The sequence below is a fragment of the Tropicimonas aquimaris genome, assembly GCF_042676185.1.
Taxonomy (GTDB): Bacteria; Pseudomonadota; Alphaproteobacteria; order Rhodobacterales; family Rhodobacteraceae; genus Tropicimonas; species Tropicimonas aquimaris.
Window position 1 is genome coordinate 1 of record NZ_JBHTJT010000023.1, and the last position, 18,221, is coordinate 18,221.

The following is an 18,221-nucleotide window of genomic DNA, read 5'->3' on the forward strand; positions in this document are numbered from 1 at the left end:
TGTTCGCCATTCTCTGTCCTCCGTTTCCTAAACATAACGGTGGACCAGTTCAGATGGGGCACTCCAGGTGGATTTCCGGGTACATACGGGCAGCTTCAGCGGCGTTGCTCGTCCTCAACGAGACAGAGAACTCACGCTTGCCAATCGTGGCCACCAGTTCCTGCGGAACCCTACGCCTGTACTTGTATTTGCCAGACTTTCGGTTGGTCGTTAGGTAGTCCATCTCAACAAAGATCTTCATGCTCACTCCACGCGCCATGTGTAGCGAATGTGTAGCGATTTCAAGGTCAATGCCTTGAACATATTGATGTTTCTTTGGGAAATGGTGCCCAGGAGAGGACTCGAACCTCCACGTCCATACGGACACTAGCACCTGAAGCTAGCGCGTCTACCAATTCCGCCACCTGGGCAGGTGTCGTGAGCGCGGTCATTATATCCGGCCCGAGGGGGTGTCAACGGCCATTCTGACGATTTTTTCCCGATCCCGATCGGTGTCGACGCAGGCCCTCGGTGCAATCGCGGCTTGTTCCGCGATACGGCGGGCGCTATCTCCATGCCAAGGCACCGTACGGAGGGTATTTCCATGTCCAGGCTCGTCACGATCTATGGCGGCTCCGGGTTTGTCGGACGTTACATCACGCGGCGCATGGCCAAGCTCGGCTGGCGGGTGCGGGTGGCTACGCGGGAGCCCGACGAGGCGCTCTTCGTTCGGACTTACGGCGAGGTCGGCCAGGTCGAACCGGTGCCCTGCAACCTGCGCCACGAAGAATCGGTGAAGGCCGCGATGCACGGTGCCGATGCGGTGATCAACTGCGTGGGCGTGCTGGCCGAGCACGGCAAGAACACCTTCGAGGCGCTTCAGGCGGAAGGCCCCGAGCGGATTGCCCGACTGGCAGCCGCCGAAGGCGTCGCACACATGGTGCATATCTCGGCGATCGGCGCCTCGGCGGAATCCGAGAGCGACTATGCCCGCACCAAGGCCGCCGGCGAGGCCGGTGTGCTGCGTCACATGCCGAATGCGGTGATCCTGCGGCCGTCAGTCATATTCGGGCCCGAGGACGAGTTCTTCAACCGTTTCGCCACGATGTCACGGCTGGGTCCGGTTCTGTCCATCGTCGGTGCGGAGACCCGGTTCCAGCCGGTCTACGTGGACGACGTGGCACAGGCAGCGGTGCTTGGCGCCACCGGCGAGGCGGCACCCGGGATCTACGAGCTCGGCGGCCCCGACGTGGACACCTTCCGCGAACTGATGGAGATGATGCTGCGGATCATCCGCCGCCGCCGTCTGGTGCACGACATGGGGTTCGGGCCCGCCAAGTTGATGGCGCGGGCCTTTGGCGTGGCAGAGAAGCTGAGCTTCGGCATCATCGGCGCTCCTCTGACACTGGACCAGGTAAAGAACCTCGCCACCGACAACGTGGTGAGCGACGGTGCGAAGGGGTTCGCGGAACTCGGGATCACGCCGACCTCGATGGAAGCGGTGCTGCCGGAATACCTGTGGCGCTACCGGCCCAGCGGCCAATACGAGACGCTTACGGAATCGGCGCGAAACCTCAACGCCTGACCTGCCAAGAGCACATCTTTCCAACATGACATCGGCCGCGCCAATGCGCGGCCGTTCTTCTTTCCAGCGTCAGGCACTTCAGAAGTAGGCGATGCCCAGCAGGATCGTGCCCAGAACCAGACGATAGATCACGTAGGGCGTGAAGCTGACGCTGCGCAGCAGGCGCATCATCAGGATCAGCGCCAGAAGCGCGGCCGCAAAGGCGAAGACCGCGGCGATGGCGGCATCGCGAATCTGGTTCAGGTCGCCTCTTGCCGCCACTTCCAGACCGAGCAGGCTGCCGGAAGCGATGATCGTCGGGATCGACATGAGCATCGACAGCCGCGCCGCGTCATGGCGGGCATAGCCGAGCATCCGCGCGCCGGTGATGGTGATGCCCGAGCGCGAGGTGCCGGGAATCAGCGCCACCGCCTGCCAGAGGCCCATGATCCAGGCGTGTTTCACGCTCCAGTCCTTTGCATCCAAGCGGTCATCACCGTTCTGGTCCGCCCAGTAGAGCAGGATGCCGAAGAGGATCATGGTCCAGCCGATCACCGCGATCCCGCGCATCGCCTGATCCAGTCCGGTCATGTTCAGCAAAAGCCCGAGCAAGGTCACCGGGATTGTCGAGATCAGCAGCAGCTGCGCCAGCCGGGCACCAGACGTGTCGACCCGCCCGCGAAGCAGCCGGCCGAGGCCGATCGCGGCTTCCCGAACGTCGCGCCAGAAATAAAGGATGACGGCAAACAGGGTTCCGACATGCACCGCCACATCGATGGTCTGTCCCTGGTCATCGAGGCCTGTAAGATTCGGAAGGAGAATCAGGTGCCCCGAGGAGGAGACCGGCAGAAACTCGGTAACGCCTTGGATTATTGCGACAAGAAGTATGTGGAAGAGCGACATGAACCCGGTGCCTCAGGGGATTTTTGTGCGCATCCTAACCAGATGATTATTAAAGAAAAGCGACAAAGTTAGTAAGTTGTGCTGACCTAAATCAGAGTTTTTTCGCTCCAGGAGCGCCCTTGGGCGAAAAAATAGGTCCATTTAGGTCACCATTTGTGACTTTATTTCTCCCGTGAGTCCATGTAATCAGCGCCAACCGATAAACGGAGGCAAGCCAGTGGCAAAACAGCGAATGCTCCAGTTCGTGTCCGTGGAAAAGCAGATGCCCGAGAAACGGGCCGCGGAAGCGCGCGCGCATGACTTCAAGGAGATCTACGGCGAGTTCGCCGATGCCAAGGCAACCGAACAGGCGAGCCGGTGCAGCCAGTGCGGCGTGCCCTATTGCCAGTCGCACTGCCCGCTGCACAACAATATTCCGGACTGGCTGCGCCTGACCACCGAAGGGCGCCTGCAGGAGGCCTACGAGCTGAGCCAGCTCACCAATACCTTCCCCGAGATCTGTGGGCGGATCTGTCCGCAGGACCGGCTGTGCGAAGGCAATTGCGTGATCGAGCAATCCGGTCATGGCACCGTCACCATCGGCGCAGTGGAGAAATACATCACCGACACCGCATGGGAAGAAGGCTGGGTGCAGCCAATCCGTCCTGCGGTGGAGCGTTCCGAAAGCGTCGGCATCATCGGTGCGGGCCCCGGCGGGCTGGCGGCAGCCGATGCGCTGCGCCGCGCCGGCGTGCAGGTGACCGTCTATGACCGCTACGACCGTGCCGGCGGGCTTCTGACCTATGGCATCCCCGGCTTCAAGCTGGAGAAAGAGGTCGTGATGCGCCGCAACAAGCAGCTCGAGGACGGCGGCGTGAGGTTTGTGCTCAACTGCAACGTGGGCAGCGACATCTCCTTTGCCGAGATCCGCGAGAAGCACGACGCGGTGCTGATCGCCACCGGCGTCTACAAGAGTCGCGACCTTCAAGGGCCGGGCTCCGGTGCCAGGGGGATCGTACGGGCGATCGACTACCTCACCGCCTCCAACCGCCAGAACCTTGGCGACACGGTGCCGGAATACGAGAGCGGCGAGCTGAACGCCGCGGGCCGCAAGGTCGTCGTGATCGGCGGCGGCGATACCGCGATGGACTGCGTTCGCACAGCGATCCGGCAGGGCGCCGACAGCGTGAAATGTCTCTATCGCCGCGACCGCGCAAACATGCCCGGCTCGCAGCGCGAGGTGCAGAACGCCGAGGAAGAGGGCGTCGTCTTCGAATGGCTGACCGCGCCGCAGGGCTTCGCCGGCGACCCGGTGAGCGGCGTGATGGTCCAACGGATGCGCCTTGGCGCGCCGGACGCCTCCGGCCGCCAGTCGCCGGAGGTGATCGAGGGCGCCGACTATGTCGAAGAGGCAGATCTCGTGATCAAGGCGCTCGGCTTCGAGCCTGAGGACCTGCCCGCGCTCTGGGGCGAGGAGGCGCTGGAGGTGACCCGCTGGGGCACCGTGAAGGCGAACTTCCGAACCCACGAGACCGCGATGCCCGGCGTCTATGCCGTCGGAGACATCGTGCGCGGCGCGAGCCTCGTGGTCTGGGCGATCCGCGACGGGCGCGAGGCGGCCGACGCTATGCTCGAGGCATTCGAGGCCGCCAGCACCGGGGTCGCCGCCGAGTAACCACGGCGCCGCCCCCTTTGCGAAAAGGCCGGATCGTGCAGCGGTCCGGCACCCGACCTGACAGCTCTGGAATGAACATGGAACTCTGGAACGCTCATCGGATTGCTGGTCTTGCCGTGGCGCTCGCCGCCACGGCCCCGGCCGCGCATGCCCAGTCGGGCGTGCAGGTTCCCGAGGGCTGCGAGGGGTTCCTGACGGTCCAAATGAAAGGGTGCGGCGTCTCCCACTACTGGCGCTGCGAGGCCGACCCGGAGCAGAACACCTGGGAGGCGCATTACACCGTCGACGGGCTGTTCTCGGTCTCCGTCTACAGCCCGGAATTCCAGTGGCTCGACAGCCGATATTTCGAGGACGGGCGTCGCGAGTTTCTTGTCGAGGATGGCCCCGACCCCGCTTCGCTCAGCAATCTGATCGAAACCGGCACGGACAGCTACGCCTTCGTGATGCGCGAGACCGGCCCCGACGGCATCCGCGACATCGTCCACCAGGGGATAGACACGCTGAGCGGCCGCGAGGTCGTGATCGACGGCGTCACACTCCTTGAGACGGAATTCTCCGCCACCGCGCTCGACGCGCTGTCGGGGGAGGAGGAATACTCGGTCTTCGGCAACCAGTACGTCCTGCCGGAAGAACGCCTGTTCTTCCTCGGGCCCGACACTTTCGTGCAGGGCATGGAAGAGCAGGAGAACGATTTCAGCCCCGTCCGGTTCATCCGCCCCGGCGAGCCGGGCTTCGAAGACATGATGCCCCGCTTCGAATGCGAGGCGACCGAGGAAATCCTGTTCCGCCCCCTGACCGAGGGTGAATCGACACAGACAACTGCGCCGCTGACCGCCGGCGCCCTTCAGAATTCGACCGACACGCTTCTGCCGGCCCCGGGCCGCAAGCTGTCCCAACCGCGGAGGGTACGCGAATGACTCGGGAATTGACTCACTTTGACGCCGCCTGGGCCGAAGCCGAAACAGCCAAGCGGGAATGGATGGCCGAAAACGGCCTCTACCGGGAGGAAGACGAGCACTCCTCCTGCGGCGTGGGCCTCGTAGTCGCCATCGACGGCAAGAAGAGCCGCAAGGTCGTCGAGGACGGCATCAACGCGCTCAAGGCCGTCTGGCACCGCGGCGCCGTGGATGCCGACGGCAAGACCGGCGACGGCGCGGGCATCCACGTGCAGATCCCGGTGCCCTTCTTCTACGACCAGATCCGCCGCACCGGCCACGAGCCGGACGTGAACCGCCTGATCGCGGTGGGCCAGATCTTCCTGCCGCGGACCGATTTCGGCGCGCAGGAAACCTGTCGGACCATCGTGGAAAGCGAAGTCCTGCGGATGGGTTACTACATCTACGGCTGGCGCCATGTGCCGGTGAATATCGAGTGCCTCGGCGACAAGGCCAACGCGACCCGTCCGGAGATCGAGCAGATCCTGATCTCCAACGCCAAGGGTGTGGACGAGGAGACGTTCGAGCGCGAGCTTTACGTGATCCGTCGCCGCATCGAGAAGGCCGCCGCCGCCGCCCGTGTGCCGGGCTTCTACGTCTGCTCGCTTTCCTGCCGGTCGGTGATCTACAAGGGGATGATGCTGGCGCAGGACGTGGCCGAATTCTACCCCGACCTCAAGGACGAGCGGTTCGAGAGCGCCTTCGCGATCTATCACCAGCGCTATTCGACCAACACCTTCCCGCAATGGTGGCTGGCCCAGCCCTTCCGCATGCTAGCCCATAACGGCGAGATCAACACGCTCAAGGGCAACATCAACTGGATGAAAAGCCACGAGATCCGGATGGCGCACGCGACCTTCGGAAAGCTGGCGGACGACATCAAGCCGATCATCGCTCAGGGCTCGTCGGATTCGGCAGCGCTCGATTCCGTGTTCGAGATGCTGGTTCGCGCCGGCCGCTCCGCGCCGATGGCCAAGACCATGCTGGTACCCGAGAGCTGGTCGATGCAGGCAGTGGAACTGCCGCAGGCATGGCGTGACATGTATTCCTACGTCAACTCGGTGATGGAGCCCTGGGACGGCCCCGCGGCGCTGGCCATGACCGATGGCCGCTGGGTCTGCGGCGGGCTCGACCGCAACGGCCTGCGCCCGATGCGCTATGTCGTCACCGGCGAGGGCCTGCTGATCGCGGGTTCCGAGGTCGGCATGGTTCCGACCAAGGAAACCACGGTCGTGGAGAAGGGCGCACTGGGCCCCGGGCAATTGATCGCCGTCGACATGGCCGAGGGCAAGCTCTACCACGACACCGAGATCAAGAACCGGCTCGCCGCCTCGCAGCCTTTCGGCGAATGGGTCGGCAAGATCAACGAGCTTGACGAGGTGCTTGCCAGCGTCGCCGAGAAGCCGATGTTCACCGGCGCGGACCTGCGCAAGCGGCAGATCGCGGCCGGCTATTCGGTGGAGGAACTGGAGCAGGTCCTGCTGCCGATGGCCGAGGACGCCAAGGAGGCCATCGCCTCGATGGGCGACGACACACCCGCCGCGGTGCTCTCCGAGCAGTATCGCCCGCTCAGCCACTACTTCCGGCAGAACTTCAGCCAGGTCACCAACCCGCCGATCGATTCCTTGCGCGAATACCGGGTGATGAGCCTCAAGACGCGCTTCGGCAACCTCAAGAACGTGCTCGACGAGGACAGCAGCCAGACCGAGATCATCGTGCTGGACAGCCCCTTTGTCGGCAACGCGCAGTTCGACGAGCTGGTGCGCAACTTCAACGCGCCGATGGTCGAAATCGACTGCACCTTCGCCGCCGACGGGCACCACAACGCCCTCGGCGAGGCCCTGCATCGGATCCGTGCGGAGGCCGAGGAGGCGGTGCGTTCCGGCGCCGGCCACCTCGTGCTGACCGACCATCACCAGTCGGCCGACAAGGTGCCGATGCCGATGATCCTGGCCACCAGCGCGGTGCATTCGTGGTTGACGCGCGAGGGCCTGCGGACCTTCTGCTCGCTCAACGTGCGCTCTGCCGAATGCATCGACCCGCATTACTTCGCCGTGCTGATCGGCTGTGGCGCAACGGTGGTGAACGCGTATCTCGCCGAGGACAGCCTCGCCGACAGGATCTCGCGCGGGTTGCTCGAAGGCTCGCTGACCGAGGCGGTGGCGAAATACCGTGCCGCGGTCGACGCCGGCCTGCTCAAGATCATGTCCAAGATGGGCATCTCCGTGATCTCGTCCTATCGCGGCGGCCTGAACTTCGAGGCCGTCGGCCTCAGCCGCGCCATGGTGGCGGAATACTTCCCCGGCATGATCAGCCGCATTTCCGGCATCGGCATCGTCGGCATCCAGCGCAAGACCGAGAAGATCCACGCCAAGGGCTGGCTCGGCGGCACCGACATCCTGCCCATCGGCGGCTTCTATAAGGCCCGCAAATCCGGCGAGACCCATGCCTGGGGCGCGCAGACGATGCACATGTTGCAAACCGCCTGCAACACCGGCTCCTTCGAGCTGTGGAAGCAGTATTCGAAGAAGATGCAGTCCAACCCGCCGATCCACCTGCGCGACCTGATGGATTTCAAGGCGCTCGGCCGCACCGTGCCGATCGAGGAGGTCGAGAGCATCACCTCGATCCGCAAGCGCTTCGTCACGCCCGGCATGTCGCTCGGCGCGCTGAGTCCCGAGGCGCACAAGACGCTCAACGTCGCCATGAACCGGATCGGCGCCAAGTCCGACTCCGGCGAGGGCGGCGAGGATCCGGCGCATTTCGTGCCCGAGCCCAACGGCGATAACCCCTCGGCCAAGATCAAGCAGGTGGCTTCCGGCCGTTTCGGGGTCACCGCCGAGTACCTGAACCACTGCGAGGAGCTGGAGATCAAGGTTGCCCAGGGCGCCAAGCCCGGCGAGGGTGGCCAGCTGCCCGGCATGAAGGTCACCGAGCTGATCGCGCGTCTGCGGCACTCCACCAAGGGCGTGACCCTGATCTCGCCGCCGCCGCACCACGACATCTACTCCATCGAGGACCTCGCGCAGCTGATCTACGACCTCAAGCAGATCAACCCGCGCGCCAAGGTGACGGTCAAGCTAGTGGCCTCCTCCGGCGTCGGCACCATCGCCGCCGGCGTGGCCAAGGCCAAAGCCGACGTGATCCTGGTGTCCGGCCATAACGGCGGCACCGGGGCGTCACCGGCGACCTCGATCAAATACGCCGGTCTCCCCTGGGAGATGGGCCTGACCGAGGCACATCAGGTGCTGGCGATGAACAAGCTGCGCGACCGCGTGACGCTGCGCACCGATGGCGGCCTGCGCACCGGCCGCGACATCGTCATCGCCGCCATGCTCGGCGCCGAGGAATACGGCATCGGCACCGCCGCGCTGATCGCGATGGGCTGCATCATGGTCCGTCAGTGCCAGTCGAACACCTGCCCGGTGGGCGTCTGCACTCAGGACCAGAAGCTGCGCGACAAGTTCACCGGCACGGCGGACAAGGTGGTGAACCTCATCACCTTCTACGCCCAGGAAGTCCGGGAAATCCTGGCCGAGCTCGGCGCCCGCAGCCTCGACGAGGTGATCGGCCGCACCGACCTGCTGGCCCAGGTCAGCCGCGGCAACGCCTATCTGGACGACCTCGACCTCAACCCGCTGCTGATCACCGTCGATGGCGCGCAGGAGATCGTCTACGACGTCAACAAGCCGCGCAACGAGGTGCCGGACACGCTGGATGCGCAGATCGTCAAGGACGCGAGCCGCTTCCTCAAGGACGGCGAAAAGATGCAGCTGTCCTATGCGGTTCAGAACACGCTGCGGACCATCGGCACGCGCACCTCGAGCCACATCGTGCAGCGCTTCGGCATGCGCAACGCGCTCCAGCCCGACCATCTGACCGTGAAGCTCACCGGCTCCGCGGGCCAGTCGCTCGGCGCCTTCGGCGCGCCGGGGCTCAAGATCGAGGTCGCGGGCGACGCCAACGACTATGTCGGCAAGGGCCTGTCGGGGGCGACCGTCGTGGTGCGGCCGCCGATGAACTCGCCGCTCAAGGCCGACGAGAACACGATCATCGGCAACACCGTGCTCTACGGCGCAACCGACGGCTACCTCTTTGCCGCCGGCCGCGCGGGCGAGCGCTTCGCGGTCCGCAACTCGGGCGCGAAGGTGGTGATCGAGGGCTGCGGCTCCAACGGCTGCGAATACATGACCGGCGGGGTCGCGGTGATCCTCGGCGCGATCGGGGCCAACTTCGGCGCCGGCATGACCGGGGGCATGGCCTATGTCTACGATCCCGATGGCCGCGCGCAGGAGCTGATCAACATGGAGACGCTGGTGACCTGCCCGGTGACCCATTCCCATTGGGAAGCCGAGCTGCGGGAGTTGATCGAGCGCCACGTCGCCGAGACCGAATCCGCCAAGGCCGCGAACCTGCTGCAGCACTGGGATCTGGAGTTGGGCCATTTCGTCCAGATCTGCCCGAAGGAAATGCTGATCCACATCCCCTTCCCGCTGACCACCGAGGAAGGCGCGATCCCGGCTGAATAGAGCGGATCCCCAGCGACAACGACACCGGGCCGCCCGTTCAGGGCGGCCCGTTTTCGTTCCGCCGGGCGGTGCCGTGCGGCCCTCAGATCCGTGCGACGCCCACCACGTAATTCTCGCCATAGGCGCGGGCGCATTTCGGGCAGGTGGTGTAGAAGAAGTAGATGTCCGACGGCTCAGCGCCGCGATCCCGCACCAGTTGCTCCATCTCTCCGTTCCAGGCACGTGCCTCGCGATAGGGACCTTCGAAGACCTTGGTGACGAAATCGCCCGACAGCGTCGTCATCTCCTCCCCCTCCACCGGCCTGTCCGTCGCGAAAAGGTGCTCCGCCTTCCACGGCGACAGGTCCCGGCTGAGGACGATCATGTTGTCGGTGTCGAGCGCGCCCGCCGCCTCCATCCGCGTGCCGACCCGCTCGAACGTGCTGCCCATGTTGATCGGAACGTGCATGGCGCTGCGGGTCTCGGCCCGCAGGAAGGGCTTGTCCTCGAAATGCAGGGCCACCCCGTCCCAGCCCTCGGGATTGAACCGTGGGCAGCATCCGGTGGTGTTGATACGGTCGTCGTAATGAGGAAGTGCGTTCGTCTTCATCCTCGTATCCTCCCGCCGCCCATCCTCGGCCTGTCGCGCCCGGCTTGCCATGACCCCGGTCAACAGCCTGTTGCCCGATCCGCACTGACCGCGCCCCGCGACGAGGCAAGCGCCCCCCAGTGCCGCTCTGTGCTTGACGGTCCCCCTGCCGGGCGGCATGACGAAGCCGTGGCCAGGACGAGCAGCAAGAAGAAGGCGCCGGCCAAGGGCAAGGCGAAGAAGACACAGGCGCGGCGCCAGGCCCTGCCGGTGCGTATCGTCGTGTCGAGCTGGCGCTGGCTCCTGAGGCTGATGCTGGTGCCCCCCCTGCTGCTACTGGCGCTGATGATCCTGTTCCGCTTCGTGAACCCGCCGACCACGCATACCATCTGGTCCGAGAAGCAGCGGCTCGGCACGGTCGACCGGCAATGGGTGGCGATCGAGAACATGTCGGTCCACGTCCCCCGTTCCATCGTCGCCGCCGAGGATGCGAACTACTGCCTCCACTGGGGCTTCGACATGGCCGCAATCCGCGACGCGCTGGACGACGGGGCGCAGCGTGGCGCCTCGACGATCAGCCAGCAGACGGTCAAGAACGTGTTCCTCTGGCAGGGGCGGAGCTGGCTGCGCAAGGCGCTGGAGGGCGCGATCACGCCGGTGGTCGAGATCGTCTGGCCCAAGAAGCGGATCCTCGAGGTCTACCTGAACGTGGCGGAGATGGACGAGGGCGTCTTCGGCATCGAGGCCGCCGCGCATCGCTACTTCAACACCAGCCCGCGCGACCTGACAGCGACCCAGGCTGCACGGATCGCCGCCGTCCTGCCCGACCCCAAGCGGCGGGATGCCGCCAACCCCACGCCCTGGCTGCGCAGCAGGGCCTCCTCCATCGCCGATGGCGCCGCGACGATCGCCGTCGATGGCAGGGCGGATTGTTTCGAGGATTGAAAACATCGGCGCGGCACGGCAAGAAAAGGAAATTCTACCCATCGAGCAGCTAGTCAAAATGAACCGTCTTTACCACGTCCCCCTCTCGCCCTTCTGCCGGAAGGTCCGCCTCGTGCTGGCCGAGAAGCGGATCGAGGTGGAGCTGGTGGAGGAGCGCTACTGGGAGCAGGACGCGGATTTCCTGCGCCGCAACCCGGCGGGCAAGGTGCCGGTGCTGCGGATGGACGGAAGGGTCATGGCCGAGAGCCAGGCAATCTGCGAATATCTCGACGAGGTCATTCCCGAGCCGCCGCTGCTGCCGCGCAAGCCCGAGGACCGTTACGAGGTGCGCCGGCTCTGCGCCTGGTTCGACGACAAGTTCCACCACGAGGTGACCGCCAACCTGCTCTACGAGCGGGTGAACAAGAAAATCACCAAGATGGGCTATCCCGAGAGCCGCAACGTGAAGGCCGGGGCCAAGGCGATCAAGTATCACCTCGACTACATGCACTGGCTGCTCGACCAGCGGCGCTGGCTCGCCGGCGACGCGATGTCATTGGCCGATTTCGCGGCAGCGGCCCATATCTCGGCGCTGGACTACATCTCCGACGTCGACTGGAACCGCAGCCCCAACGTCAAGGATTGGTATGCCAAGATCAAGTCGCGCCCGGCCTTCCGGGGGCTGCTGGCCGACCAGGTCCCGGGCTTCCCGCCGTCCGTACAATATGCCGACCTCGATTTCTGAGACGGCTGGCGGCGAGGGGGGCTGTCTGCCCCCCGTCCGGGGCGGGGCCCCGGCCTCCCCCCGAGGGTATTTTCGCCAAGAAGATCGCGCAGCGCCGTGGAGGGGCTGAAGGAGCGGCTGGAAGCGCAGGCGCTGGCAGAGGGCTTCGTGGCCATGGGAATCTGCCGGCCGGATGCCATCGGGCATGTGCCGGAGGCGCTCGGCGCCTTCGTGGCGCAGGGGTTTCACGGGCAGATGTCCTGGATGGCGGAGCGGATGGGCTGGCGTGGCGATCCGTCGGCGCTCTGGCCCGAGGCGCGCTCCGTGGTGATGCTGGCCGAGAGCTACACGCCCGAGCATGATCCGCGGGAAGACCTTGGCCGGCCCGAGATCGGGAACGTCTCGGTCTATGCACGGGGCAAGGATTACCACGACCTGGTCAAGAAACGCCTGAAGCGGCTGGCGCGCTGGCTGATCGCGGAGGCCGGCGGCGAGGTGAAGGTGTTCGTCGACACCGCGCCCGTCGCCGAGAAGCCGCTGGCGCAGGCCGCGGGGCTGGGCTGGCAGGGCAAGCACACCAACCTGGTAAGCCGGGGGCTCGGCAACTGGATCTTCCTCGGGTCGATCTTCACCACGCTCGAGCTGCCGGCGGATACAGCGGAGGTGGACCATTGCGGCTCCTGCCGGGCCTGTCTCGACGCCTGCCCGACCGAGGCCTTCGTGGCGCCCTACCGGATGGATGCGCGGCGCTGCATCTCCTACCTGACCATCGAGCATCGCGGACCGGTGGCGGAGGATCTGCGGGCGCGGATCGGCAACCGAATCTACGGTTGCGACGATTGCCTGGCTGCCTGCCCCTGGAACAAGTTCGCGGTCGCGGCGCGGGAGATGCGCTATGCCGCGCGGCCCGACCTCGAGGCGCCGCGGCTCGAGGAGCTGGCCCGGCTCGACGATGCCGGGTTCCGCGCGCGGTTCTCCGGCTCGCCGATCAAGCGGATCGGACGTGACCGGTTCGTGCGCAACGTGCTCTATTCGATCGGCAATTCCGGTGAGCGGCGGCTAGCGCCGGTGGCCGGGGAACTGGTCTCGGACCCGGATCCGGCGGTCGCCGACGCGGCGCGGTGGGCTTTGGCGCGTTTGGCCGGCTGATCCCGGCCCGGAGCTTGTCACAGGTCATTTGGGCAGTGGGGGTTCCTCTGCTAAGGTTCGGCACATAGATGAGGACAGAGCGAGTCAACCCCGGAGGAAATCATGTCCAAACATGTTCTCGACCGTAACCGCGACCGCGATACGGGCCGCTTCGCGCCCTTCACCGCCGTGCGCCGCCGCCTGGCCCCGGAAGGGTCGCACCCGGCAGCCGTCGCGCTTGCCCGGCGCGCGAAGGGCCCGCACAACCCGGCCATCCGTTATCGCGCCTTTCTGAAGATCGACCGAGGCTACAGCGCCTGAACCCAGGGCATCGGCGTTCGGTCGGGCGAGACCTACCAGCTGTGCTCCCTGCCCGCCTGTGCCGCGGCCTTGTTCAATCGAAGAGCTTCGACGGCGGCGCGGACGCCCTGCGCCGCCGCAGCCCCGCTGTAGGGACCGAAGCTGCGCCTCGCGACGTGATAGGTGACGGTGGGGGGCGCCCGGCCGGCGACGATCTCGTACTGCACCAGGGCGTCGATCCCCTTGCCGTAGAAGGCCACCTGCACCCCCTCCCCCAGACGTTGGGCTCGGGCGCGATCCTCGGCAGTGTCGCCGGTATGGACCACCGCCCGGACATGTTCGTAATCCACATCGACGCCGCCGGCGATCAGCCGTTCGACCGTCAGGGCGAGCGGCCGGAACGTCGGGTCGCCGGTCAGCTTGTAGTAGCTGAGCGCCATGGTCGCCGGGGTGGCGATCGCCACGACCAGCGCGACCAGAATGGAGATCTGCCGCTGCGGATGCGGCGCACGGGCTGTCTTGTCCATGGCCGCAGGATGGCCCGGCCCGCCTCAAGGAGAGGTTAAGGCCGGGCCGAATTCGCAGCCGTCAGGCGCGGACAAGCTTCTCGTAGCTTTCGGCGATGTTGCGGGTCAGCGCGCCCACCTCGAAGGTGTAGTCTCCGATCTGGCCCACCGGGGTCACCTCGGCGGCGGTGCCGGTCAGCCAGCACTGTTCGAAGCCTTCGAGCTCTTCGGGCATGATGTAGCGCTCATGCACCTTGATGCCCTTGTCGCGCAGCATGCCGATCACCGTCTGGCGCGTGATGCCGTTGAGGATGCAGTCCGGATCGGGCGTATGCACCTCGCCGTCCTTGACGAAGAACACGTTGGCGCCGGTGGCCTCGGCCACGTAGCCACGGAAATCGAAGAACAGCGCGTCGGAACAGCCCTTGGCCTCGGCGGTGTGCTTGGACATGGTGCAGATCATGTAGAGCCCGGCGGCCTTGGCGGCGGTCGGGATGGTCTCGGGGCTCGGGCGTCGCCACTTGGCGATGTCGAGCTTGGCGCCTTTCATCTTGGCGTCGCCGTAATAGGCGCCCCATTCCCAGCCGGCCACCGCCATGCGGACCGGGTTACGGGCGGAGCTGACGCCCATGTCCTCACCTGCGCCGCGGAAGGCGACGACGCGCACGTAGGCGTCGGTCCAGCCGTTCGCCTTGAGCATGTCGTACTTGGCCGTCTCGATCTGCTCGACCGTGTAGGGGATATCCATGTCCAGCAGCTTGCCGGAGCGCAGCAGCCGCTCGGAATGCTCGACGCCCTTGAAGATCTTGCCGTTGTAGCACCGCTCACCCTCGAAGACCGAAGATGCGTAGTGCAACGCGTGGGACAGTACGTGCACATTGGCCTCGCGCCAGGGCACGAGATGCCCGTCCATCCAGATGAAGCCATCTCGATCGTCATATGCGCCAGCCATCGTCTCTCTCCTTGGCGTGGTTTTCAAAAGTTGCGCAGTTTATGTCCGTTTCGGACGCAAAGTTGCGCAAAATCTGATCGGAGCTAGCAGTTGGCTCTGGCAATGTCAACAAGGCTGACATAAAACGTGAAGAACGGAAGAAAGACGGAATCCGATATGGCGGACGGACCGACAAGCGGAGGCCAGCGCGGCGAGACGCTGCTCTACCTGACCGACGAGCAACTGCGCAAAGGCATCGAGGCGATGTTCTTTGCCTACAAGGGGTTCACCTCCGATCCCGACAGGATCCTGGAATCCCGCGGCTACGGGCGGGCGCATCACCGGGCCATCCACTTCATCCACCGCTCCCACGGCACCACCGTCAACAACCTGCTGACGATTCTCGGGGTCACCAAGCAATCGCTGAACCGGGTGCTGCGCACGCTGATCGAGGACGGGCTGGTCGAGAGCCGGGTCGGCACCCGAGACAAGCGCGAACGTCATCTCTATCTTACCGCCGAGGGCGCCTTGCTCGAACGCGAGTTGAGTGACGTGCAGCAGGCCCGGATGCGGGACGCCTTCCGCTCGGCCGGGCCGGCGGCGGTCGCCGGGTTCCGGACGGTGCTGGAGGAGATGATGGATCCCGAAATGCGCAGGCGGTACCAGAGGCTGTCGGAGAACGGCTTATGAAGCAGAAGGAGGCGGGGGGAGTGCCGGGCAGCGCCGAGATCGACGCGCATCTGCTGATCGTCGACGATGACGAGCGGATTCGCGGGCTGTTGCAGAAATTCCTGATGCGCCACGGCTTCCTGGTGAGCGCGGCGCGCGACGCCGAACAGGCGCGGCGGCTGCTGTCGGGGCTGGAGTTCGACCTGATCGTGCTCGACGTGATGATGCCGGGCGAGGACGGTGTGAGCCTGACCGCGGCGCTGCGGGAGCGGCTCGCCACCCCGATTCTGCTGCTGACCGCGCGGGGCGAGACCGAGGACAGGATTGCCGGGCTCGAGGCCGGGGCGGACGACTACCTCGCCAAGCCGTTCGAGCCCAAGGAACTGCTGCTGCGGATCAACGCGATCCTGCGCCGGATGCCGACCGAGGAGCCCGCCGCGACCCTGCCCAAGGTGTTGCGGCTCGGGCCGGTGCGCTACGACATCGACCGCGCCGAGATGTGGCGCGGCGAGGAGCCGGTGCGGCTCACCGCAACCGAATCGCAGCTCATGCGGATCTTCGCCGCGGCCCCGGGGCAGGCGCTGAGCCGCGCGCAGCTCGTCGAGGATCTCGGCCGCGACGGCGGACAGGCGCAGGAACGCGCCGTCGATGTGCAGATCACCCGGCTGCGGCGCAAGATCGAAACCGACCCGCGCCAGCCGCGCTACCTTCAGACGGTGCGGGGGGCCGGATACATGCTCGCGCCCGACTGATCGGGCGTGAACGGACAGCGCCGCCGAAGGGGCGGCGCGCTACCGAAGAACAGGGAGGGCGGCTGCAGATGACAACCGCATTATTTACCCATCCCGATTGCCTCGGCCACGTGACCCCGGAAGGCCATCCGGAACGGGTCGCGCGGCTCGAATCCGTGCTCGCGGCTCTGAACGGGCCGGAGTTCGACGCGCTCGACAGGCGCGATGCGCCACTGGCCGAACGATCCGAGATACTCCGGGCACATCCCGAGGCGCAGGTTGCGTTCATCGAGACGTCGATCCCCGCCGAGGGCTGGGTGTCGCTCGATGCCGACACCCACGTCATGGCCGGCTCGCTGACCGCGGCGCTGCGGGCTGCGGGCGCCAATGTCGCGGCGGTTGACGCGGTGCTGGCCGGCGAGGTCACAAATGCCTTCTGCGCCATCCGCCCGCCCGGGCACCACGCCGAGCGGACCATGGCCATGGGCTTTTGCCTGTTCGACAGCATCGCCATCGCAGCCAAACGCGCGCTCGACCACCACGGGCTGACCAGGGTCGCGATCGTCGATTTCGACGTCCACCACGGCAACGGCACCCAGGACATCCTGTGGAACGAGCCCCGCGTGCTCTTTGCCTCGACCCACCAGATGCCGCTCTACCCCGGCAGCGGCTCTGCGCACGAAACCGGCGCCCATGGCAACATCATCAACGTGCCGCTGCCGCCCGGGGCCGGCGGCGCCGCCTTCCGCCGCGCGATGGAGGGGCAAATCCTGCCCGCGCTGGAGGATTTCGCGCCCGAACTGGTGCTGGTTTCCGCGGGTTTCGACGCCCATGTCGCCGATCCGCTGGCGCAGCTCAACTTCACCGCCGAGGATTTCGCCTGGGCCACCGAGCAGATCTGCGCCCTCGCCCGGCGGCATTGCGGGGGCCGCGTGGTCTCGACTCTCGAGGGCGGCTATGATCTGGAGGCGCTGGCCGCCTGCACGGCGGCGCATGTGAAGGTTCTGATGGAGCAGGGCGGATGAGCGACAAGCCGGTGGAACAGATGAGCTTCGAGGAAGCGATGAACGATCTGGAGAAGGTCGTGTCGCAACTGGAACGGGGCGACGTCCCGCTGGAGGAGTCGATCTCGCTCTACGAGCGCGGCGAGGCGCTCAAGGCCCATTGCGAGGCCAAGCTGAAGGCGGCCGAGGAGAAGGTGGCGACTATCACCACCGACACTCAGGGCAACCCGACCGGCACGGCGCCGCTCGACCCGCAATGAATTTCCAGACAGCGCTGGCAGAAGCGGCGGGCCGGGTTCAGGCCTGCCTTGCCACGGAATTGCGGGGCTACGGCAGCGAGCCGATCATCGACGCGATGCGCTATGCCGTGACCGGCGGCAAGGGGCTGCGTGGCTTCCTGGTGATGGAGAGCGCGCGACTGCATGGCGTGTCCGAGAGCCAGTCGATCTGGGCCGCCGCGGCGGTGGAAGCGGTGCACGCCTATTCGCTGGTCCATGACGACCTGCCCGCGATGGACGACGACGACCTGCGCCGCGGCCAGCCAACCGTGCACGTCAAATGGGACGAGGCGACGGCGATCCTGGCCGGCGATGCGCTGCAGACGCTGGCTTTCGACCTGCTCGCGCGGGAAGGTTGTGCGCGCGACCCGGCCCGCCGCGTGGCGCTGATCGCGACGCTCGCCGAGGCCGCCGGTGCCCGCGGCATGGTGCTCGGCCAGGCCCAGGACATCGCCGCCGAAACCGCCGCCGCGCCGCTCACGCTGGCGCAGATCACCGAGCTGCAGGCCAACAAGACCGGCGCGCTGATCCGCTGGTCGGCCGAGGCCGGCGCGCGTCTGGCCGGGGCCGACCCGGCGCCGCTTTCCGCCTATGCGACCGCGCTCGGCCTTGCCTTCCAGATCGCCGACGACATCTTGGACGTCGAGGGGGATGCGGAGACCGCCGGCAAGCGGCTCCGCAAGGACGAGGACGCCGGCAAGGCGACATTCGTCTCTCTGCTCGGGCTGGAAGGCGCCAAGGCGCGGGCAGCAGCCCTTGTGGAAGAGGCCGAAGAGGCGTTATCCCCCTTTGGTGCGACGGCGGAGACCTTGCGGGCTGCGGCCCGGTTCGTTATCGCCCGCGAGAAGTAAGCCCGGCGCGCCGCAAGGCGCGGTGGGGAGCCGCGGCCACTGG

At 66.1% G+C, this 18,221-nt stretch carries 18 protein-coding genes and 1 tRNA gene; 13 read left to right on the forward strand and 6 right to left on the reverse strand.

All coding sequences use genetic code 11. The annotated features are described in order from the left end of the window. Nucleotides 1–49: 49 nt before the first annotated feature. Nucleotides 50–241, reverse strand: coding sequence for a DUF6538 domain-containing protein (locus ACFQ2S_RS12930; RefSeq protein ID WP_386075030.1), 192 nt, complete (start codon nt 239–241; stop codon nt 50–52). Nucleotides 242–323: 82 nt separating this feature from the next. Beyond that, nucleotides 324–410, reverse strand: a tRNA-Leu gene (locus tag ACFQ2S_RS12935). 173 nt (nt 411–583) lie between these two features. On the opposite strand from ACFQ2S_RS12935, the gene ACFQ2S_RS12940 reads away from it, so the two are divergent. After that, nucleotides 584–1,564 carry a complex I NDUFA9 subunit family protein gene (locus ACFQ2S_RS12940; RefSeq protein WP_386075031.1) on the forward strand — a complete coding sequence of 327 codons (981 nt, stop codon included), beginning with the start codon at nt 584–586 and terminating at the stop codon, nt 1,562–1,564. 78 nt (nt 1,565–1,642) lie between these two features. On the opposite strand, the gene ACFQ2S_RS12945 is transcribed toward ACFQ2S_RS12940, so the two are convergent. Beyond that, entirely contained in the window at nt 1,643–2,446 is an 804-nt protein-coding gene (locus ACFQ2S_RS12945; RefSeq protein ID WP_386075032.1) for an undecaprenyl-diphosphate phosphatase, read from the reverse strand. A 217-nt stretch (nt 2,447–2,663) separates the two neighbouring features. Between ACFQ2S_RS12945 and ACFQ2S_RS12950 the strand changes: the two genes are divergently transcribed. From ACFQ2S_RS12950 to gltB, 3 genes are all read left to right on the forward strand, one after another. Further along, nucleotides 2,664–4,100: an NAD(P)-dependent oxidoreductase gene (locus tag ACFQ2S_RS12950; RefSeq protein ID WP_386075034.1), complete on the forward strand. Its 1,437-nt coding sequence runs from the start codon at nt 2,664–2,666 to the stop codon at nt 4,098–4,100. A 77-nt stretch (nt 4,101–4,177) separates the two neighbouring features. Further along, nucleotides 4,178–5,017: a hypothetical protein gene (locus ACFQ2S_RS12955; RefSeq protein WP_386075036.1), complete on the forward strand. Its 840-nt coding sequence runs from the start codon at nt 4,178–4,180 to the stop codon at nt 5,015–5,017. Beyond that, the gene (gltB, locus tag ACFQ2S_RS12960; RefSeq protein ID WP_386075037.1) at nt 5,014–9,564 is read left to right on the forward strand and encodes a glutamate synthase large subunit; all 4,551 of its coding nucleotides are present in this window, start codon (nt 5,014–5,016) and stop codon (nt 9,562–9,564) included. Before ACFQ2S_RS12955 ends, gltB begins: the two co-directional genes overlap by 4 nt. A gap of 82 nt (nt 9,565–9,646) precedes the next feature. On the opposite strand, the gene ACFQ2S_RS12965 is transcribed toward gltB, so the two are convergent. Next, on the reverse strand, nt 9,647–10,153 hold the full coding sequence (locus ACFQ2S_RS12965) for a hydrolase (RefSeq protein WP_386075039.1): 507 nt from the start codon (nt 10,151–10,153) through the stop codon (nt 9,647–9,649). A 168-nt stretch (nt 10,154–10,321) separates the two neighbouring features. Here ACFQ2S_RS12965 and mtgA point away from each other — a divergent pair, with 168 nt between their 5' ends. The 4 genes from mtgA (at nt 10,322) to ACFQ2S_RS12985 (ending at nt 13,229) form a co-directional block, all read left to right on the forward strand. Further along, the gene (gene mtgA, locus ACFQ2S_RS12970; RefSeq protein WP_386075040.1) at nt 10,322–11,077 is read left to right on the forward strand and encodes a monofunctional biosynthetic peptidoglycan transglycosylase; all 756 of its coding nucleotides are present in this window, start codon (nt 10,322–10,324) and stop codon (nt 11,075–11,077) included. A 58-nt stretch (nt 11,078–11,135) separates the two neighbouring features. Further along, a complete protein-coding gene (gene fzlA, locus ACFQ2S_RS12975; RefSeq protein ID WP_386075042.1) occupies nt 11,136–11,801 on the forward strand; it encodes an FtsZ-binding protein FzlA in 666 nt (221 codons plus the stop codon). A gap of 96 nt (nt 11,802–11,897) precedes the next feature. After that, complete coding sequence (gene queG, locus ACFQ2S_RS12980; RefSeq protein WP_386075044.1) at nt 11,898–12,929, forward strand: tRNA epoxyqueuosine(34) reductase QueG; 1,032 nt, start codon at nt 11,898–11,900, stop codon at nt 12,927–12,929. 102 nt (nt 12,930–13,031) lie between these two features. Beyond that, complete coding sequence (locus ACFQ2S_RS12985) at nt 13,032–13,229, forward strand: hypothetical protein (RefSeq protein WP_089233683.1); 198 nt, start codon at nt 13,032–13,034, stop codon at nt 13,227–13,229. 32 nt (nt 13,230–13,261) lie between these two features. Here the strand turns inward: ACFQ2S_RS12985 and ACFQ2S_RS12990 are convergent, their stop codons facing one another. Next, nucleotides 13,262–13,735: a hypothetical protein gene (locus ACFQ2S_RS12990; protein ID WP_386075046.1), complete on the reverse strand. Its 474-nt coding sequence runs from the start codon at nt 13,733–13,735 to the stop codon at nt 13,262–13,264. A 61-nt stretch (nt 13,736–13,796) separates the two neighbouring features. Further along, nucleotides 13,797–14,666, reverse strand: a complete 870-nt coding sequence (locus ACFQ2S_RS12995) for a branched-chain amino acid aminotransferase (RefSeq protein WP_386075048.1) — start codon at nt 14,664–14,666, stop codon at nt 13,797–13,799. Nucleotides 14,667–14,822: 156 nt separating this feature from the next. Here ACFQ2S_RS12995 and ACFQ2S_RS13000 point away from each other — a divergent pair, with 156 nt between their 5' ends. The 5 genes from ACFQ2S_RS13000 to ACFQ2S_RS13020 all read left to right on the forward strand — a co-directional run bounded on the left by ACFQ2S_RS13000 (nt 14,823) and on the right by ACFQ2S_RS13020 (nt 18,178). Further along, the gene (locus tag ACFQ2S_RS13000) at nt 14,823–15,335 is read left to right on the forward strand and encodes a MarR family winged helix-turn-helix transcriptional regulator (RefSeq protein ID WP_386075050.1); all 513 of its coding nucleotides are present in this window, start codon (nt 14,823–14,825) and stop codon (nt 15,333–15,335) included. Continuing rightward, nucleotides 15,332–16,066 (forward strand): response regulator, encoded by a 735-nt coding sequence (locus tag ACFQ2S_RS13005; protein WP_386075051.1) that lies wholly within the window; start codon nt 15,332–15,334, stop codon nt 16,064–16,066. The genes ACFQ2S_RS13000 and ACFQ2S_RS13005 overlap by 4 nt, the downstream gene beginning before the upstream one ends. A gap of 68 nt (nt 16,067–16,134) precedes the next feature. Beyond that, the gene (locus ACFQ2S_RS13010) at nt 16,135–17,070 is read left to right on the forward strand and encodes a histone deacetylase family protein (protein WP_386075052.1); all 936 of its coding nucleotides are present in this window, start codon (nt 16,135–16,137) and stop codon (nt 17,068–17,070) included. Next, nucleotides 17,067–17,309, forward strand: a complete 243-nt coding sequence (locus ACFQ2S_RS13015) for an exodeoxyribonuclease VII small subunit (RefSeq protein ID WP_386075054.1) — start codon at nt 17,067–17,069, stop codon at nt 17,307–17,309. Before ACFQ2S_RS13010 ends, ACFQ2S_RS13015 begins: the two co-directional genes overlap by 4 nt. Beyond that, nucleotides 17,306–18,178 carry a polyprenyl synthetase family protein gene (locus ACFQ2S_RS13020; RefSeq protein WP_386075056.1) on the forward strand — a complete coding sequence of 291 codons (873 nt, stop codon included), beginning with the start codon at nt 17,306–17,308 and terminating at the stop codon, nt 18,176–18,178. The genes ACFQ2S_RS13015 and ACFQ2S_RS13020 overlap by 4 nt, the downstream gene beginning before the upstream one ends. Nucleotides 18,179–18,221 lie beyond the last annotated feature (43 nt).

Coding starts and splice junctions, on each gene's coding strand:
- ACFQ2S_RS12930 (WP_386075030.1), bottom strand. CDS start 241: ATGAAGATCTTTGTTGAGATGGACTACCTAACGACCAACCGAAAGTCT.
- ACFQ2S_RS12940 (WP_386075031.1), top strand. CDS start 584: ATGTCCAGGCTCGTCACGATCTATGGCGGCTCCGGGTTTGTCGGACGT.
- ACFQ2S_RS12945 (WP_386075032.1), bottom strand. CDS start 2,446: ATGTCGCTCTTCCACATACTTCTTGTCGCAATAATCCAAGGCGTTACC.
- ACFQ2S_RS12955 (WP_386075036.1), top strand. CDS start 4,178: ATGGAACTCTGGAACGCTCATCGGATTGCTGGTCTTGCCGTGGCGCTC.
- gltB (WP_386075037.1), top strand. CDS start 5,014: ATGACTCGGGAATTGACTCACTTTGACGCCGCCTGGGCCGAAGCCGAA.
- ACFQ2S_RS12965 (WP_386075039.1), bottom strand. CDS start 10,153: ATGAAGACGAACGCACTTCCTCATTACGACGACCGTATCAACACCACC.
- fzlA (WP_386075042.1), top strand. CDS start 11,136: ATGAACCGTCTTTACCACGTCCCCCTCTCGCCCTTCTGCCGGAAGGTC.
- ACFQ2S_RS12985 (WP_089233683.1), top strand. CDS start 13,032: ATGTCCAAACATGTTCTCGACCGTAACCGCGACCGCGATACGGGCCGC.
- ACFQ2S_RS12990 (WP_386075046.1), bottom strand. CDS start 13,735: ATGGACAAGACAGCCCGTGCGCCGCATCCGCAGCGGCAGATCTCCATT.
- ACFQ2S_RS12995 (WP_386075048.1), bottom strand. CDS start 14,666: ATGGCTGGCGCATATGACGATCGAGATGGCTTCATCTGGATGGACGGG.
- ACFQ2S_RS13000 (WP_386075050.1), top strand. CDS start 14,823: ATGGCGGACGGACCGACAAGCGGAGGCCAGCGCGGCGAGACGCTGCTC.
- ACFQ2S_RS13005 (WP_386075051.1), top strand. CDS start 15,332: ATGAAGCAGAAGGAGGCGGGGGGAGTGCCGGGCAGCGCCGAGATCGAC.
- ACFQ2S_RS13010 (WP_386075052.1), top strand. CDS start 16,135: ATGACAACCGCATTATTTACCCATCCCGATTGCCTCGGCCACGTGACC.
- ACFQ2S_RS13015 (WP_386075054.1), top strand. CDS start 17,067: ATGAGCGACAAGCCGGTGGAACAGATGAGCTTCGAGGAAGCGATGAAC.
- ACFQ2S_RS13020 (WP_386075056.1), top strand. CDS start 17,306: ATGAATTTCCAGACAGCGCTGGCAGAAGCGGCGGGCCGGGTTCAGGCC.